Source organism: Pseudomonas sp. P7759 (assembly GCF_013386445.1).
GTDB lineage: Bacteria > Pseudomonadota > Gammaproteobacteria > Pseudomonadales > Pseudomonadaceae > Aquipseudomonas > Aquipseudomonas azotoformans_A.
Genome location: NZ_JACART010000034.1, coordinates 1 through 15,697, shown reverse-complemented (window position 1 = coordinate 15,697; position 15,697 = coordinate 1). Strand labels below are relative to the sequence as shown.

The window sequence follows — 15,697 nt, the reverse complement described above, 5'->3', positions numbered from 1 at the left end:
ACAAGCGCTTTCAGTAAGCAAAGTTGTCGATCTTGACCTGACCATCGGGAAACGTCGCAATAATCTCCAACTCGCCGCCCATCGCACGGATATAGTCGCGCAATGTGCTGATGTACATGTCGGTGCGCCGCTCCATCTTGGAGACGGCCGCCTGGTTGATGTTCAGTGCTTTGGCCAGGCTCGCCTGGCTCAACTGCTGGGCTTTGCGCAACTCATGCAGTGGCATTTCCTGCAGGTGCTGCTGAAACAACAACTTGGCTTCGGCACGGGACTCCGGCGTCATGCGTGCTTGCAGTTCAGCGAATTTCTTAGCCATGGTGACGGCCCTCCCCACCAGAATTCGACCTCCCAAAATATTCCACCAAAGGAATAAAAAATTCAACCTGTCAAAAAGCGTTTTACCTGAGTCTCAACCCACCCCGCTCAAAAACACAATTTTCGAAATGTAAAAAGCGCTCTAATACACCCCTGTTGATTGGCTTTAAAGATCCTGGAGTTCGCAATGCCCCATGAAGGCAACCTGTTACAAGCAGCCGTGGTGTTCCTGCTCGCCGCCGTGCTGACCGTGCCCCTGGCCAAGCGCCTGCAACTGGGCGCGGTGCTGGGCTATCTGTTCGCTGGCGTGATCATCGGGCCGTCGGTGCTCGGTTTGGTCGGCAACCCGCAAAGCGTCGCGCAATTTTCCGAATTGGGCGTGGTGTTGCTGCTGTTCATCATCGGACTGGAACTGTCGCCCAAGCGGTTGTGGGTGATGCGCAAGGCGGTGTTTGGCGTCGGCCTGGCGCAGGTGCTGCTCACGGGCCTGGTGATGGGCGTGGTGGCGTTGTGGCTGTTTGGCCAGTCGTGGAACAGTGCGATCGTGCTCGGTCTGGGCCTGGCGCTGTCGTCCACCGCGTTTGGCCTGCAAAGCCTGGCCGAGCGCAAGGAGCTGAACCAGCCCCACGGCCGCCTGGCCTTTGCGATTCTGCTGTTTCAGGACATCGCCGCGATCCCGCTGATCGCCATGGTGCCGTTGCTGGCCGGCAGCGATCACCCGACCACCGAAGCCCAGGGCCTGCAACATGTGTTGCAGATTCTCGGCAGCATTGCCGTGGTGATCATCGGCGGCCGTTACCTGTTGCGACCGGTGTTCCGCATCGTCGCCAAGACCGGCCTGCGCGAAGTATCCACCGCCACCGCACTGTTGGTGGTGATTGGCACGGCCTGGTTGATGGAGCTGGTGGGCGTGTCCATGGCCCTCGGCGCCTTCCTCGCCGGCCTGTTGCTGGCGGACTCGGAATACCGCCACGAACTGGAATCCCAGATTGAACCGTTCAAGGGCCTGCTGCTGGGCCTGTTCTTTATCAGCGTGGGCATGGGTGCCAACCTCAGCCTATTGCTCAGCTCGCCGCTGGTGGTGATCGGCCTGACACTGCTGTTGATCGGTTTGAAGCTGCCCTTGCTCTACGCCGTAGGCCGGCTGGTGGGTGACCTCAATCGCGAAAGCGCCCTGCGCCTGGGCGTGGTGCTGGCGGCAGGTGGTGAGTTCGCCTTCGTGGTGTTCAAGATCGGCCGCGATCAAGGCCTGTTCGAACCGCACCTGTACGACACCCTGGTCCTGACCATCACCCTCTCCATGGCCGTAACACCGCTGCTGTTGCTGGTGTGCCCGAAGCTGTTCAAGCCCAAGGTCAAGCCGGTGGAAATCCCCGAGGAATACCGCACCATCGAAAGCGATGCGCCCCGCGTGGTCATCGCCGGCATGGGCCGTATGGGCCAGATCGTAGCGCGGATCCTGCGTGCGCAGAACATCTCGTTCATCGCCTTGGACACCTCGGTGGAAACCATCGAGCTGACCCGCAGCTTCGGCGGCATGCCGGTGTTCTACGGTGACCCGCAACGCCCTGAGATCCTGCATGCGGCCAAGGTCGACCAAGCGGAATTCTTCGTGATTGCCATGGACGACCCGGAGATCAACATCAAGACCGCCGAGCTGGTGCGTAACCTCTACCCACACATGAAAATCATCGCCCGCGCCCGTAACCGCCAGCACGTGCACCGCCTGGTGGACCTGGACGCGTCACCGATTCGCGAGACCTTTTACTCCAGCCTGGAAATGAGCCGCCGCACCTTGGTCGGCCTGGGTTTGAGCCAGGCCCAGGCCGATGCGCGCATCACCCGCTTCAAGAACCACGACCTGCAACTGCTGGCCGCGCAACATGCGGTGTACGACGATGCCGCCAAAGTGATGCAAACCGCCCAGGAAGCCCGGGCAGAACTGGCGCGGCTGTTTGAGATGGACCGACTTGAGGAAGAGTCCGACAAGGTGTGAGGCTATGGATGAACGATTTTGCGAAAATTCTGACAGAATACGGCGCAATTTCGTTCACCCCTGGAGCGTTTCATGGCCACTTTCACCAAGACCGCCGTCCTGCTGGCCCTCGCGTTGGCCGCTGGCAGCGCATTCGCCGCTTCCAAGCCGACCACGCAAACCATCTCCACCTTGAATGGTAAGTTCACCTTCAACTTGCCCAAGGCCTACGCCGCCGACACCCTGCCGGCTGGCAAGGCTGAAGATGGTACCGCCGATACCCAAGGCACGATGTACGCCAACCAGACCACAAAAAGTGTGGTGATCGTCGCCGAAACCGTACGTAACGACGGGGTAACCATCGGCGATAACGACGCGCAATTCCTCGATGGCGCCGTGGCCGGGTTCGTCAAGGACCAGAGCGCAGCGCTGCCGGACTTCAAGAAACAAAGCGAGAAGAAACTGACGTTCAAGGGTTTGGGCCTGCGTCAAGTGGACAGCACCGCCACCCAAGGCGGCGGCAAGACGCTGAACTCCACGTTCCTCGGTGGTTCGGGTAATCACCTGCTGGTGATCCAGGCGATTTCGCGGGCGGATGATGCCAAGGGGCATGCGGCGTTGGTGAAGCAGATTACCGGCGGCAAATAACCCGATCTACCAAGCAACACATAACCAAAGTGGGAGCGGGCTTGCTCGCGAATGCAGTGTGTCAGTCACCGATGTTTCGACTGACCTACCGCATTCGCGAGCAAGCCCGCTCCCACATTTCTTAACGGTGTTTATTTCAGGCTTTTTTCCAGCCAGGCTTTCAGGTCCTGCACTTCCGCCTCGCTGATGGTATGCGGCATGCCGGGATACCCATGAAACTCCGGCTTCAACCCCAACCCCGTCAACACCTCATTCGCCCGCGTCCCCGACACATAGGGCAGCGCCTGGTCCAAGGTGCCATGGCCGATAAAAATCGCCAATTTGCCCAATGACGCATCCGGCTTCAGTTCAGCCTTGAGCACCGGGAGCACGCTGCCGCTCAACGCCGCAATGCCGCGCAGCAGTTCCGGCCGGCGCAGGCCCACCTCATAGGACATGATCGCCCCCTGGCTGAAACCCACCAGGAACACCCGATCCGGTTGGGTGTGATATTTGGCGGTGGCTTTGCCGACAAAGTCTTCGATCAACTGGGCGCTGCGTTGCAGGTCCGCCGTCTCGCCATCGTAATCGCCGTTGCCGGGTATCTTGGTAAACCAGCGATAACCGTGGGAATCCACTGGCATTGGCGCACGGGCCGACAAGTAAGTCCACGTGGAGGGCAGCGCGTCCTTGATGCCGAACAGATCTTCCTCGTTGCTGCCAAACCCGTGCAGGAAAATCACCAGCGGCTGGTTGCGTGCATCACCCTGGGTTTGTTCCAGGTAAGACAGCGGCAAGTCCGTATGCAACCTCTCGTCGGCATGGGCGGTACCGACGACCAGCGTCAGCGCCAGGGCAACCAGTTTGAGCATGGGGCATCACCTCAGGGTTTACGTAACAGATAAGTGTCCATGATCCAGCCATTGCCCAGGCGCGCGGCCTTGCGCACCCGTTCGATTTCTTCTGCGACGTCACTGACTTTGCCGCTGATCAGGATCTCATCCGGTGTGCCCAGGTAGGCGCCCCAATAGATGTCCAGGTCTTGATCCGCCACGCTGCGGTAGGAGTCTTCGGCGTCGAGCATTACAACCAACGTGTCGGCATCACTCGCCTGCCCCGCCGCCAAACGGCGCCCGGTAGTGATCTCAACGGACTTGCCAATACGGTTCAGCGGTACTTTGTGCTGGGCAGCCAAGGCTTGCACACTGGTGATACCCGGGATCACTTCGAACTCGAACTCACTGCGGCCACTGGCAAGAATCGCCTGCAAGATGCGGATGGTGCTGTCGTACAGCGCAGGGTCGCCCCAGGCAAGGAAAGCGCCCACTTCACCGTCAGCCATTTCTTCGTTGATCATGCGTTCGAAGGTCTGCTGCTTGTCGCGGTTGAGGTCCTGCACGGCGGTGGTGTAGTCGATCTCGCCGCGAACCCGCTCGGGGCAATCGGCCTCGACGAAACGGTAGCCGGGCTCGGTGATATAGGTCTCGCAGATCTCGCGACGCAGGTCGATCAACTTGTCTTTGCTCTGGCCCTTGTCCATCAGGAAAAACACGTCGGTGCGGTTGAGCGCCTTCACGGCCTGCATCGTGATGTAGTCAGGGTTTCCGGCGCCAATGCCGATGATCAGGATGCGTTTCATGGGTTGCTCTCATTGCGGGGCGTGGATTTTGCCATGTTCACGTGCCTAGGCGTGAGTTTCCAGGCGCAGGCGCCAGACATTGTTGAAGCGCAGCTCGGTGGCGGACAGCGGTTCGACGTCGATCCTGTAGAACATCGACAGCGGAAACTGCATGGCGTGCCACATCGCGGCACGAATCACAAAGGGATGGGTGATGGCCACGACATGGCCGGGCTGGGATTCGAGGGTTTTCATCCACTCAGCCACCCGCAGGCAGATCTGCTCCACCGACTCGCCACCGTGGGGCGAGCACGTGGCGTCGGTGAGCCAGGTGTTCAGCTGATCACTCTTCAGCTGGCCGATGTCCTGGCCCCTCCACTGCCCGAAATCAGCGTCGCGCAACGCGGCCTCGATCACCCCGTCAGCACCGAACAAGCCTGCCGTCTGCCGAGCCCTGGCCTCCGGACCACATAACAGGCGCCGGGTTTTCTTGTAGCGACCAGTCAGCGACAACGCCTTGCCCTGCCAATCCATCGCCAACGCCTCGTCATCGGGAAAACGCCCCTGTTTTTGCAGAGGCGTGACGGCATGGCAAATGAGCGTCAAACGAGTGGTGTGCATTGCAGAGTGCTTGAGACCAAGAAGATAAGGTTCCAAGACTGGCGCAGTTAGCGCTGGGGCGCAACACAGAAATCAGGCTTGCCAGCCTGCTTTTCTGTGGGAGCATTAGACCTGAAAATCAAACCACTCGCGTCGTCCCTCAAACGTGCCAATGATCAACTCCACAATCATCCGCACCGCCTCCACATCTCCCACTTGCGCATTCACCGCCAGCCACACCTGCCGCTGCATGCTCTCGTCCAGCAACCCCGGCAACGCCACCAGGCCCCGGTCAAAACTGCTCATGTAATGCGGCAGCAAGCCAATGCATGCGCCACAGCGGATCATCTCCAACATCAGCGAATACGCGTGCACCTGCACCACCGCCGCCAGGCGCTGCTGCACCACCTGATTCCATGCCTGCAACGCGCCCACCTGCGCATCAGGTTGCCACTGCACCAGCATGTAGTCGTCAAGGTCTTCCACGCTGTCCGGCCGTGTGGTCAGCCGCGAATATCGCTTGGCGATATGCGGCAAGTACTGCAAACGTGCCAGGGCCTGTGGCGGCTCGGTGGCGAAGCTCGGGCCAGGCACCGGGCCGGCGGCGTCCGACAGCCACAGCACCACATCGACATCCACCGCTTGCAGCGACAACTGGCTGTCGATGGAAATGATCTCCAGGCGCACGCTGGCGTTGCGCCGCAACAAGGCGATCAGGTCACGCCCAAGGATGTCATGCAGGATCGGTTCGGCCACTGCCAGCCGAATCAACGGCTGCTCGGTGACCGGCAACCGCCGTTCATGGGCCAGGGCAATCAATTGGGCCTGCAACTGCTGGCCATCGCGACTGAGCACCAAACCACTGCCCTGGTAACTGAACAGCGAATGCCGCAGATGTTCTTCAAGCTGCGCCAGGCGCTTGCGTAACAGCGTTGCCTTGATATTCAGGCTGCGCGCCGCCTGCATGAAGCAGCCGCAGCGCGCACTCACCAGAAAGTAGCGCGCCACCTCCGGGTCGATCTCCTGGGCCAGGGCCAGCCAGCTACTGCGCCCCTCGGTCGGGGCGCGATAAGAGGACGGCCCCTGGGGGGCGGACGGTTCTAGAAATGCCATGGGAGACTCCCTGTCTTGTCTGTCTGTGCATCCAATGCGGGTTGACGCGGGTTACTCCAGCACCTTGTTCAGCTCGGCGCCGTCGATACTCAGGGTTGCGGTGTTGAGCATGCCTTCGAGGTAGGCCTTGGCGATCTGCTCTTGGCGCTGGGCACGCAGGGCCTGGGTCAGGCGCTCGCGCAGTTCGTCGAGGGTTGCGCTACGCGCCGGTTGCTGGCCCGTGAGCTTGAGTACATGAAACCCCGCCGCGCTCTGCACCACGTCCGACACGGCGCCGACCTTGAGGCGCGACACGACACTGCGGACTTCCGGCACCATCTGTTGCAAAGGCTGCATGCCCGAGTCGCCACCGCGTGCGGCGGAGTCGGTGTCCTGGGAAAACTGCGTGGCCAGGGCGGCGAAATCACCCGGCGCAGCCTGGGCACGACGGCTCAGTTCCTGGGCCTGGCGGCGCACGTTGTCGACGGTTTGCGGGTCATTGGTCGCCAGGAAAATCTGGCTCACCCGGTACAACGGCGGTGTCACCCATTGCGCCTTGCCACTGTCGTAGGCCTGCTGCAACTCAGCCGCACTCGGGTAGTCGGCCGGCACCTGGCTGACCGAGAGCATGTAGTCGCGAAACACGATCTGCTCGGCGGCGGCGCGGGTCTGCTGTTCCACGTCCGGGCGCTGTCGCCAACTCTGGGCGTCGGCCTGTTCAAGCACGGCCTTTTGGGCCAGGCGTGAACGGATCCAGGTTTCCAACGCGCCACGGTTGCCGCGCAATTGCTCGCGGGACTCGGCAGGCAGGCTGGCCAGGACGGTTTTCAGTTCCGTCAGGTCGATCTGCTGATTGCCCAGGCGCGCCACCGCCGGCCCGGCCGATACAGGATTGATCACCGGCGCCGGTTGCTGCGCCGCCACCGGGTCGCTGCCCGGCCTCAGGCTCAAGCCCACCGCCACCACCAGCAAGGCCAGCGCACCCGCGCCGACCATCAGGGTTGGTTTCTTCACAGTACCGGCGCCTCGGCTTCAGCCTGCAACTGCGCGGCCTGCTGGCTGTATTCACGCAGGTAAACGATGAATTCCTGCAACAGGCGATCCCACAGCTCCAACTGGCTGCGCAGGTGCGTGGCGCCAACGCCGGCTACCACCACGTCCATCTCCATCAACAGAAACTCGCCCTGCACCGACAACCGCGCAAAACGTCGCGATGCGTTCCACACTTGGGCCAGGCCTTCGGGCAATTCGCCCTGGATGCGCAGCGCGCAGCTGTAGGTGAAATCCACATACGTACCCTGCTCCGCCGCCGGGTTGCCGAAGCGCACCGCAAAACCGATGCCCTGGCTGGCGCTGAGCAATTGCACGATGCCATTTTGTTCAGTCTGATTGACCCGGTAACCGGCTTCCTGCAACAGCTCGGTGAGGCTCTGAGTGGTGACGCTGGTGATCAATTCGCTCATGGTGATTTCTTCCCTGTCGATCAATGATTGGCGGTTGCCTGGGGCGCATCGAAACGGCTCTTGTACAAATCGTCACCAAAGCCCTGGGCCAGTTCCTCGAACTTGACCCGCGCGCTGCTGGCGAAGGGCTGGCGGATACTCATCACCTCGGCCACGTCGATTTTTTCGTAGGCCGCGAGCAACTGCTGGGCCACGCCGTACATCTGTTGATTCTTGACTGAACATTGCTGCACTTGTGTGTCACGGTCGCTCAGTTGTGCCTGCAAGCGCGCACGCTCAGCCTCTTTGCCCTTGGCCAGCACCAGCAGTTCGTCATAGGCCTTCTTGAACTTGCCGATCTGCTCGTTGCTCGCCGTCACCTGGGCTTGCGCCTGGTTGTGCAGGCTTTGTTGCTGGCCGGCCATTTGCTCGGCCACGCCACGGGCCTTGTCCAGCTCGGCCGTCAGTTGTTTTATTTGCACCTGGGCCTGCTTGGCCTGGTTTTCGGCGGCAATGCGCGCAGCGCTGGCCTGGGCCTGTTCGCTTTGCAGGGCCTGCAATTGCTGGGTGGTGCTGCGCAGTTGCGTGCGCAAGCGTTCCTCCATGCCTTCAGCCGACGCTGCCGTGGCAACAAACACCAGGAGCAGCCCGCAGATTCGCGTGTTCATGTGGCATCTCCGTGCGCATCAAAAGCGCGTGTTGAGTTCCAGTTGCATCACATCGACTTCGAACGGCGCGCCGTACACTTCGGACGCGCTCAACCAACGCGCACTGGCGTAGATGTTCTTTTCGATGCCGTAGTTGGCGCCAATGAAATAACCCTTGGCGTTGGTGCCGCCCAGGTGAAACGACGAATCGTTGAAGCCATCAGGCAATGCGTCAGGCTGGATGTATTTGTAGCCGGCCAACACGTTCCAATCACCGCGCTTGCGCATTTCCAGCGCGCTGCCGAGGGTGAACGAGACCATCAGTGCATTGCCGCCACTTTCAAACTGGCCCTTGCTGTTGATGTTATTGACGATCTCGCCTTCGCTGCGCTTGAGCATCTCGCCCTTGTCGTAGGCCAGGTTGTGGATGAAGTTGCCTTGGGTGCGCAGCTTGAAATCGCTGGGCAGCTCGGCATCCCAGGCCAGGTTCAGGTCGAGCACGTCGAACTTGGATGCCAGGCCGACGAACTGCGGTTGCGGGGTCAGGCCCGGAGTGGCCGGATTCGGCGTGATGTCGCGCAGCAGGAACACGCTGTTGCCCTTCTGCATGAAGGCCAGGCGCGAGCCGTCGCTGTCACACGCCGGCTGCCCGGACCACGGCTGGCAGGCGCCGGAGCGCTTACCTTCGATATCGTCAAAGTGGTAGTAGGCCACTGCGCCCTTGAGGCTGTTTTCGCGGTTGATCTTCCAGTTGGCGCCGATCTGCCCGCCAAACAGCCACTTGGTCTCGCTGTCTTCCTTGTCGAAGCCATTGCTGCTGGCCGAGTCGGAGGTGTACTCCACCGGGAACGCACCCAAGGTGCCGAACAGGCCCCACTGGCTGTTCAGGGCGTGGTTGAAATTGGCGGCGATACCGTCGAAGTTCAGGTCGCCCGAATACATCATGTCCGTGGAGTAGAACGGGTTGGCGAAACGCCCGGCGGTGAGGCTCACGTCCGGGGTGGCCTTCCAGCTCAGGTAGCCCTGGTCGAGCCAGATGTCTTTCTTGCCAAAGCCGCCGCCCAGGGTCTGGGTGGTGGACACCGGGTTGTTGTCAGAGCCGGTGCCCACACGGATGCCGGCCGTCCAGTCGGGTGACAGCACCGCTTTCATGCCCAGGCGCGCGCGCAGGCGGAACAGGTTTTCGCGGTCCTTGGTGGTGTTGAGCAAAGGCGGCAGCTTTGTATTGGTATCCTTGTTGGTGTCGTACGGACCGCTTTCATTGAGCTTGGCGTAGTCGACGATCTCGTTGCTGTTGTTGCCCGAGAAGTAACGCGACTCGTCCCGCAAGCGGATATCGCCATCAAAGCTGATGCGCGAGACCCAGTCCGGGAAGGTATTGGGCTGGGCCCAGTTTTCCTGCTTGGCAGTGGCCATGACCTCGGCCTTGACCTGGTCGCGGATCTGATCCTTCACCGCCTGCGGCACGTATTGCACACGCACATCACCCGGCGCTGCAGCCGGGCCTGCGGCCACCACTGGCGCGGCATTGGCTTGGCGTGCCTGCTGGGCCTCTTTTTCAGCCTGGGCGATCAGGCCGTTGGCGGTGTCCTGGGTCAGCACGCCTTGCTGCACCAATAGGCGGATCAGGTTGATGGTGACGTTTTCCGAGGGTGCGACCGGGGCTGCAGCCGCCTGGCCGACCAGGGTCGCGATGACCATGCCGACCGCCAGGGTCAGTCGATTCACGGGGGAAATCATGTGTACGCAACTCCTGTAAAAAACCGTTGAAATAGGGTTTGTTCAATCCGGGCGCCGGCCCTTGAGCGACAGGCGCATGGGCAGCGTCAACGACGCCGGCGGCTTTTGTGTGGCGCGCGGTGCCTGGATCAAGGCGAGCATCTGCGCGTCGGTCTCGGCATCACCGCTGGACTTGGCCACCAAGGCTTTGGTGACCTGGCCTTCGGCGCCCAACCACAGGTCTATCTGGATCGAGAAGGCCTTCTTGCGCAGCTCAGGGTCTTCGCGCATCAGCCGCTGATAGGTGCCGGCCAGGTACTGCTTGTAGGTGCCCGTCCCCAACCCGCCGCCGCCACTGCCGGCCATGCCGCCGCCCTTGCCGGCGCCGATATTGAAACCGTCATTGCCGGACTGCGCGTCGCCATCGATCTGCATCGGGTTGGCCAGGTCTTCGTTAGGCGAAGGCGGCGCTTCCTCGGCGGGCTTGACCTCCTCGGGTTCGGGGCTCGGCACCGGTTCCGGGATTTTTTCTTCGACCTGGGGCTCAGGCTCCTTGGGCTTTTCCGGCGGTGGTGGCGGTGGCGGCGGCAACGGGATGATCGTCGGCACCTTCGGCGCTTCGCGGCGCACGCCGCTCATGTCATTGGCCCATTGCCACAAGCACCAGGCCGCCACGGTGCCCAGCAACAGGCCGGCACCCCACTTCAATGGGCGCAACGGCGGCTTCTTTTTCACGGGCAGCGGTGAGATCGGGATCTGTGCAGTCATGTCTCAGCCCTGACTCGGTTTGCCGGTAACCAACCCGACCTGGGACAGCTCCAGCCGACGCAGCAGGTCGAGCACTTCGATCACCTTCTGGTACTGCACCATCGCATCGCCACGCACGATCACCGGGAAATCCGGGTTCAATGCTTTCTCGATGCGCAGGCGTTCTTCCAGCTCGCCGAGGGTCACCGGGTAGGCGTCGAGGAACACCTGGCCACCGTCGTTCACGGAGATGGCCTTGGTCTTGGCCTCCGACAACGACACCGAGGCGCTGGCCTTGGGCAGGTGAATCTGGATGCCCGAGACCTGGGCGGTGGCGGTGAGGATAAACATCACCAGCACCACCATCAGCACGTCCACCAGGGGCGTGATGTTGATGCTGTCGACGGCGGCATCATCGTCATCGTCGTGGGAGGTATTTACGGAAGCCATGGCAGATCTCCTCAGGCCGGAACAGCGGCGTGATGGTCACGACGGTGCGCGGCTTCACTGTGCTGGCTCTCGCCGTGCATCTCCGCCAGGCGAGTGATGAACTCGTCGACAAACACACGCATGTCCGCGCTGACTTCCTTGTTGCGCGTGATCAGGCGGTTGTAGCCAAACAACGCCGGGATCGCGACAAACAGGCCCATGGCCGTGGCCAGCAGTGCCGCCGCCATACCGGGGGCAATCGCGTTGATGTTCACATCGCCGGCCATGGCCGTGCCGAGGAACACCACCATAATCCCCAGCACGGTGCCGAGCAGGCCGATGTACGGGCCGCCGGCAATGGCGTTGGACAGGGTCGAGAGTTTGGAGCTGAGCGCCTGGTTTTCGCGGGTGCGCACGCCGTCCATGGAGCAGCGGATGGCTTCGATGGTCGCGGCCGAGACCGACGAGGTGTCGGCGCCCTGGGCACGCCGGGTGCGGATCTCCTTGACCGCCACCAGGTACAGGCGCCACAGCGAAGAATGGGCCAGGCGTTCACCCAACTGGGCGTCGTCGGCGTACATCTCCAGGCGCGTGCCGATCTGCGCAAAATGCTCGCGGAACACCTCGTTGGCGCTGCTCACGCGGCTGACCTGACGGTTCTTGCGCAGCATGATGACCCACGATTGGAACATCATCGCCACCAGCACCAGGATGATCACCCAGGCATCCACCGGCACCGCGTTGAGCAAGAAGCCCAAGCTGCCGAAACCGAAGCCGGACTGTTCTTCATCGACACCATAGGCCACCAGTTTCGACTCGGCGCCCTGGGCGCTGGCATCGGCCAGCAACAGTGCCGCCGGACGCGCTACCTTGGACAGACGCAGTTCATCGATGGCCCCGGCAAACGGCAGGGGCGTGCTGCCCGCTTCCGGCAAATCGGCACCAATGGCCAGCTGGGAATTAAACGCCGGCAAGGCAACGGCCAGGATGGCGGTTTCGCGGCCATTCACATACAGCGAGACCTTGTCACCCTCGGCGGTGAACGCCAGGTGCTGCCATTGGCCGGGGTTCAGCGGTTGGCTCGACACGGCGCGCTGGCCGTCGACTTCCACGAACGGCATGCCTTGGTTCAAGCCCAGCAACAGGCTATGGGGGCCATCGCGGCGGGCAAGCACGACTTGTTCGCCACTGGCCTGGTCCAGGCGCAACCAGGCGCTGAAGGTGAACGCGCCACCCGCAGCGTGTTGCAGCGAAGGGCTGGCCGGCAACATCAGCGGTTGACCGCTGAACTGCAAGGCACGGCCGATCACACCGTCGATGCTCGCACCGGTGGCGTTCAACGCGGTGTTGGCGTAGGCCGTGGTGTCGCGGGCCGGTGTGCCGTTGGCCCCGTCAAAATGGTAGAGCGCGGTGTAGTTCGGGTCGAACGTCAGCTGGCCGTTGGCGGTGGCCGGGGCCTTCTGGTTGCCGTAGTACATCCACAGGTCCTGGCGCTGGCCGCCTTCGACCTTGGGCACATCGACCCAGATCAGCGCCATGCCCATCAACGGGTCGAAGCTTTCGATCTGGTGGTTGAACACGGTCTTGTCGTCGGCACTCACAAAACGCAGGTCGGCGCCGTCATCCTTGACCCCATCAAAGGTGAAGTTGCCCGTGTGCAGGCGCACCAGCAGCGCGGTACGGCCCAGGGCCTGGTTGATCGCGGCGCCTTGGGCGGTGGTGTCCACCGAAATCTGTTTGCGGTAGTGCCAGTCGTCCTGCCACCAGGCATGGGCGGTGGCCGGGAGCGTGAAGCCCAGGCAGATCAACAGGCTCAGGAATAGGCGTTGCATGGGTGAAGTCTCCGGAAGAAAAAGTCAGAAAGTCGCCTGCACACTGAAGTGCAGTCGCGAGTCCTGTTTCTGGGTGTTCGGTCCATTGAGCAGCGGGTAGCCCCAATCCAGGCTGCCGGACAACCATTTGCTCAAACTGGCGCGGGTGCCCAGGCCGACACTGGCCAGGCTGTATTCGTCTTCTTGCTCGGGCAGCGGGTCGTGCAGGCGCATGCGTGCCCCTTCGGCGAACGCGTAGAAGCGCCACTCCTGCACGTAACTGCCAAGGAACTTGGCCAGCGACGGCGTGCGCAGTTCCTGGGAGAGCAAGTACCCCTCATCCCCGGTGCGCTCCGCCGCGAGGTAACCGCGCACCGATGTGGCGCCGCCGGCGGAATACTGCTCGTTGGACACCAGCGGCCCCGACGCCAGCTGGAAGCCGCCCTTGGTTGCCGACTGCCAGTCGTTGGCGAAGGTGTAGGTGTAATTCAGGTCGCCCTTGAGCACGGCAAAACTGGCGCTGGCCTTGTAGCGTTTGTACTCGAACTCTTCGGCATCGCTGCCGTAGCCGAAGAACGCGCGAGTACCCACCACCAGGTTCAAGCCCAGGCCCAACTGCGCTTGTTCGGTGTAGCGAAAGCCGTTGTAGCCGAAGGTGAATGGCGCGTATTTGAGGGGCACCTGGTCGCTGCTGGAACCGAACTTCATCTGTTCGTCGAAATCCTTGAAGTCCACACCAAACGAGAACGAGTTGGCCCAGTTGCCCGCCGCCGGCAGGTTATAGATGGCCGACACGCCATAGGAATGGCCCTTGCCCAACACGTTGCTGCCGCCGATGGTGGCGATGTTGCTGTCGGACTGGTAACCGGAGAACTGCAAGGTCCAGCGCTCATCCAATGGCGCGCTGTAGGAGCCCGACCAGACCTTGGCATTCTCGGTGTCCTGGGGCGCGGTGAAGTAGGTCAGGGAAATGCTGTGACCCAGTTGCCAGAGGTTGTCGTACCCCAGGGTCGCCACCGAGCGCAGCTTTTCGGTGTCGGCGCTGTAGTCGTTGTTCAGGCCGATACTGGCGTGCCAGGGGTTCTGGTCTTCCACCTGCAAATCCACATCCATGGTGCCGGGGCGTTGGCCCTCGCGCACCAGCGGCGTGACCTGGCGCCCAGCGCCGCGATTGAGGCCCGCCAACTGGGTTTGCACCGTGGCAAAGTCCGGCACCGCGCCCTCCTCCAGGGCCGGCACCTGCTCGCGGATTTCCACCGGCGAATAGTGCTTGGCACCGACCACGCGCACACGGCCGACCTTGGTCTCGCTGACCTGCAGGTAGACGATACCGTCATCGACCTTCTGCTCCGGCAACTCGACAAACACCGACTGATAGCCACGCGACTGGTAGATCTTCTGCAACGCATCGCGCGCGCCTTCGATATCGCCCAAGGTCTTTTGCGGCCCCAGGAACGGATACACCGCCTCCTCGATCGTCGCCGCATCCAGCACCGTATTGCCGCGCACGAAGTACTCGTTGACGTCGACCTTACGCGCACCCTCTTCCTCCTCGGCCAACACCGGTTGCGCCAGGCTCCCCAGCGTCACGCAACACAGCGCCAACGTTAATTTGAACAGATGCTCCACACCGCCCCCTGACTGTCTGATTTTTTGCGCCGTCGCCGCAAGCCCGGCGTGCGGCCTGCTCAATTGCTGGTGATCGAAGTGCTGCCGTGGCGTGCCAGCCAGGTGTGCAACAGGGCGAAGTTCAACGAGAACTCCGGCATGTGCAGCAAGGCGCCACAAAACACGTCACCAATGATTTTCTGGATGAGTTGCACCGCACGCGGGTTGTTCAGCAGCGTGGCGATGTCGCGGGTCAGTACGTGAATGCTCCAGACCTTTTGGTTGAGATCCAGGCCGACGAACCAGCGAAACAGCAGGTTGTAGTTCAGCTGTTCATGCAGCTGTTGTTCGCTGGGCACCGAGTACAGCAGTTGCAGCAGCAGGATCTGCAGCACGGTGTGCGGGGCGATCGACATCGCGGGTTCGGCGGTGAGCCAGTCACGGTGCTGGTCGAGCACTTCGTCGATCTGTGGGCGCAGCAGCACCAGGGAATGGCCTGCCGGGATGTAGCTGGAGACTTCCTTGCGAGCGCCTTGCCAGTCTTCCTGGGAGACGATCCAGACCCAGGGTGCGCCGTAGCGATAGACCGACACCGGCTTCTTGCGCGCGGCTTCGACGATCTTTGACAGGCGCTGGTCGAGCTCCTGCATGCCGACTTTCGAGTAACGTTCCATAGTTCCCATCGCCCCACTCCTGGCATCCTGCTTGCGGCTGAAAAGCCCAACGTTCTGGTGGGCTCAAGCGCGTTACACAGAGGAGACGGGAGTGGTCGGGGGCTACCGAACTTTTGTCATGAAAGCTTCATTTTGGATTGGGTGGGGGGCAATTCTTGGTGGTGTGTATATCCGTTGTTTAGGTAACGGCTGCTATTGGTTCCGCCCTTACAGCGGGCTACTTTGGAAAAGCCCCACAGTAACCAAAGGGGTCTTTCCCCAACACCCGGTACCCAGCCCAGGCTCGGTATACCCGTAATTCGACAGTGATTTGGGGGGCCGCCGCCAAGTGCCCTCCAACGCGCGGGGCGCCTCAACCGGCATCCCTGCCGGTTTATCCCCCAAATCCCTGCC

16 protein-coding genes are annotated in these 15,697 nt (G+C 61.8%); 2 read left to right on the top strand and 14 right to left on the bottom strand.

Going from position 1 to position 15,697, the window contains the following annotated elements:
• Positions 1-10 precede the first annotated feature (10 nt).
• The gene (locus HX823_RS22690; protein WP_177076812.1) at positions 11-316 is read right to left on the bottom strand and encodes an XRE family transcriptional regulator; all 306 of its coding nucleotides are present in this window, start codon (positions 314-316) and stop codon (positions 11-13) included.
• Positions 317-502: 186 nt separating this feature from the next.
• Here HX823_RS22690 and HX823_RS22685 point away from each other — a divergent pair, with 186 nt between their 5' ends.
• Together HX823_RS22685 and HX823_RS22680 are read left to right on the top strand one after the other, a co-directional pair.
• The gene (locus HX823_RS22685; RefSeq protein WP_177076810.1) at positions 503-2,311 is read left to right on the top strand and encodes a monovalent cation:proton antiporter-2 (CPA2) family protein; all 1,809 of its coding nucleotides are present in this window, start codon (positions 503-505) and stop codon (positions 2,309-2,311) included.
• Positions 2,312-2,383: 72 nt separating this feature from the next.
• Positions 2,384-2,938, top strand: coding sequence for a hypothetical protein (locus HX823_RS22680; RefSeq protein ID WP_038850794.1), 555 nt, complete (start codon positions 2,384-2,386; stop codon positions 2,936-2,938).
• A gap of 131 nt (positions 2,939-3,069) precedes the next feature.
• On the opposite strand, the gene HX823_RS22675 is transcribed toward HX823_RS22680, so the two are convergent.
• From HX823_RS22675 to HX823_RS22615, 13 genes are all read right to left on the bottom strand, one after another.
• Positions 3,070-3,789, bottom strand: coding sequence for an alpha/beta hydrolase (locus HX823_RS22675; RefSeq protein ID WP_028619789.1), 720 nt, complete (start codon positions 3,787-3,789; stop codon positions 3,070-3,072).
• Between the two features lie 11 nt (positions 3,790-3,800).
• Complete coding sequence (cobF, locus tag HX823_RS22670; RefSeq protein ID WP_177076808.1) at positions 3,801-4,556, bottom strand: precorrin-6A synthase (deacetylating); 756 nt, start codon at positions 4,554-4,556, stop codon at positions 3,801-3,803.
• 45 nt (positions 4,557-4,601) lie between these two features.
• Entirely contained in the window at positions 4,602-5,156 is a 555-nt protein-coding gene (locus HX823_RS22665) for a histidine phosphatase family protein (RefSeq protein WP_177076807.1), read from the bottom strand.
• 105 nt (positions 5,157-5,261) lie between these two features.
• Complete coding sequence (locus HX823_RS22660) at positions 5,262-6,248, bottom strand: LysR family transcriptional regulator (RefSeq protein ID WP_177076805.1); 987 nt, start codon at positions 6,246-6,248, stop codon at positions 5,262-5,264.
• Positions 6,249-6,299: 51 nt separating this feature from the next.
• Positions 6,300-7,241, bottom strand: a complete 942-nt coding sequence (locus tag HX823_RS22655; protein ID WP_177076803.1) for a peptidylprolyl isomerase — start codon at positions 7,239-7,241, stop codon at positions 6,300-6,302.
• Entirely contained in the window at positions 7,238-7,690 is a 453-nt protein-coding gene (locus HX823_RS22650; RefSeq protein ID WP_080642458.1) for a YbjN domain-containing protein, read from the bottom strand. The genes HX823_RS22655 and HX823_RS22650 overlap by 4 nt, the downstream gene beginning before the upstream one ends.
• A gap of 20 nt (positions 7,691-7,710) precedes the next feature.
• Complete coding sequence (locus HX823_RS22645) at positions 7,711-8,337, bottom strand: hypothetical protein (RefSeq protein WP_038850805.1); 627 nt, start codon at positions 8,335-8,337, stop codon at positions 7,711-7,713.
• Between the two features lie 18 nt (positions 8,338-8,355).
• Positions 8,356-10,056: a putative porin gene (locus HX823_RS22640; protein ID WP_177076801.1), complete on the bottom strand. Its 1,701-nt coding sequence runs from the start codon at positions 10,054-10,056 to the stop codon at positions 8,356-8,358.
• A 42-nt stretch (positions 10,057-10,098) separates the two neighbouring features.
• On the bottom strand, positions 10,099-10,803 hold the full coding sequence (locus HX823_RS22635) for an energy transducer TonB (protein WP_177076799.1): 705 nt from the start codon (positions 10,801-10,803) through the stop codon (positions 10,099-10,101).
• A 3-nt stretch (positions 10,804-10,806) separates the two neighbouring features.
• On the bottom strand, positions 10,807-11,232 hold the full coding sequence (locus HX823_RS22630) for a biopolymer transporter ExbD (protein WP_016980095.1): 426 nt from the start codon (positions 11,230-11,232) through the stop codon (positions 10,807-10,809).
• Positions 11,233-11,243: 11 nt separating this feature from the next.
• Entirely contained in the window at positions 11,244-13,043 is a 1,800-nt protein-coding gene (locus tag HX823_RS22625) for a DUF2341 domain-containing protein (RefSeq protein WP_177076797.1), read from the bottom strand.
• A 24-nt stretch (positions 13,044-13,067) separates the two neighbouring features.
• The gene (locus HX823_RS22620) at positions 13,068-14,651 is read right to left on the bottom strand and encodes a ShlB/FhaC/HecB family hemolysin secretion/activation protein (RefSeq protein ID WP_038850813.1); all 1,584 of its coding nucleotides are present in this window, start codon (positions 14,649-14,651) and stop codon (positions 13,068-13,070) included.
• Positions 14,652-14,710: 59 nt separating this feature from the next.
• Positions 14,711-15,304 (bottom strand): transposase, encoded by a 594-nt coding sequence (locus tag HX823_RS22615; protein ID WP_028619777.1) that lies wholly within the window; start codon positions 15,302-15,304, stop codon positions 14,711-14,713.
• Positions 15,305-15,697 lie beyond the last annotated feature (393 nt).

What these genes read in the sequence shown, in the direction of transcription:
- HX823_RS22690 (WP_177076812.1), bottom strand. Translation starts at nt 316, where the DNA reads ATGGCTAAGAAATTCGCTGAACTGCAAGCACGCATGACGCCGGAGTCC.
- HX823_RS22685 (WP_177076810.1), top strand. Translation starts at nt 503, where the DNA reads ATGCCCCATGAAGGCAACCTGTTACAAGCAGCCGTGGTGTTCCTGCTC.
- HX823_RS22680 (WP_038850794.1), top strand. Translation starts at nt 2,384, where the DNA reads ATGGCCACTTTCACCAAGACCGCCGTCCTGCTGGCCCTCGCGTTGGCC.
- HX823_RS22675 (WP_028619789.1), bottom strand. Translation starts at nt 3,789, where the DNA reads ATGCTCAAACTGGTTGCCCTGGCGCTGACGCTGGTCGTCGGTACCGCC.
- cobF (WP_177076808.1), bottom strand. Translation starts at nt 4,556, where the DNA reads ATGAAACGCATCCTGATCATCGGCATTGGCGCCGGAAACCCTGACTAC.
- HX823_RS22665 (WP_177076807.1), bottom strand. Translation starts at nt 5,156, where the DNA reads ATGCACACCACTCGTTTGACGCTCATTTGCCATGCCGTCACGCCTCTG.
- HX823_RS22660 (WP_177076805.1), bottom strand. Translation starts at nt 6,248, where the DNA reads ATGGCATTTCTAGAACCGTCCGCCCCCCAGGGGCCGTCCTCTTATCGC.
- HX823_RS22650 (WP_080642458.1), bottom strand. Translation starts at nt 7,690, where the DNA reads ATGAGCGAATTGATCACCAGCGTCACCACTCAGAGCCTCACCGAGCTG.
- HX823_RS22645 (WP_038850805.1), bottom strand. Translation starts at nt 8,337, where the DNA reads ATGAACACGCGAATCTGCGGGCTGCTCCTGGTGTTTGTTGCCACGGCA.
- HX823_RS22640 (WP_177076801.1), bottom strand. Translation starts at nt 10,056, where the DNA reads ATGATTTCCCCCGTGAATCGACTGACCCTGGCGGTCGGCATGGTCATC.
- HX823_RS22635 (WP_177076799.1), bottom strand. Translation starts at nt 10,803, where the DNA reads ATGACTGCACAGATCCCGATCTCACCGCTGCCCGTGAAAAAGAAGCCG.
- HX823_RS22630 (WP_016980095.1), bottom strand. Translation starts at nt 11,232, where the DNA reads ATGGCTTCCGTAAATACCTCCCACGACGATGACGATGATGCCGCCGTC.
- HX823_RS22625 (WP_177076797.1), bottom strand. Translation starts at nt 13,043, where the DNA reads ATGCAACGCCTATTCCTGAGCCTGTTGATCTGCCTGGGCTTCACGCTC.
- HX823_RS22615 (WP_028619777.1), bottom strand. Translation starts at nt 15,304, where the DNA reads ATGGAACGTTACTCGAAAGTCGGCATGCAGGAGCTCGACCAGCGCCTG.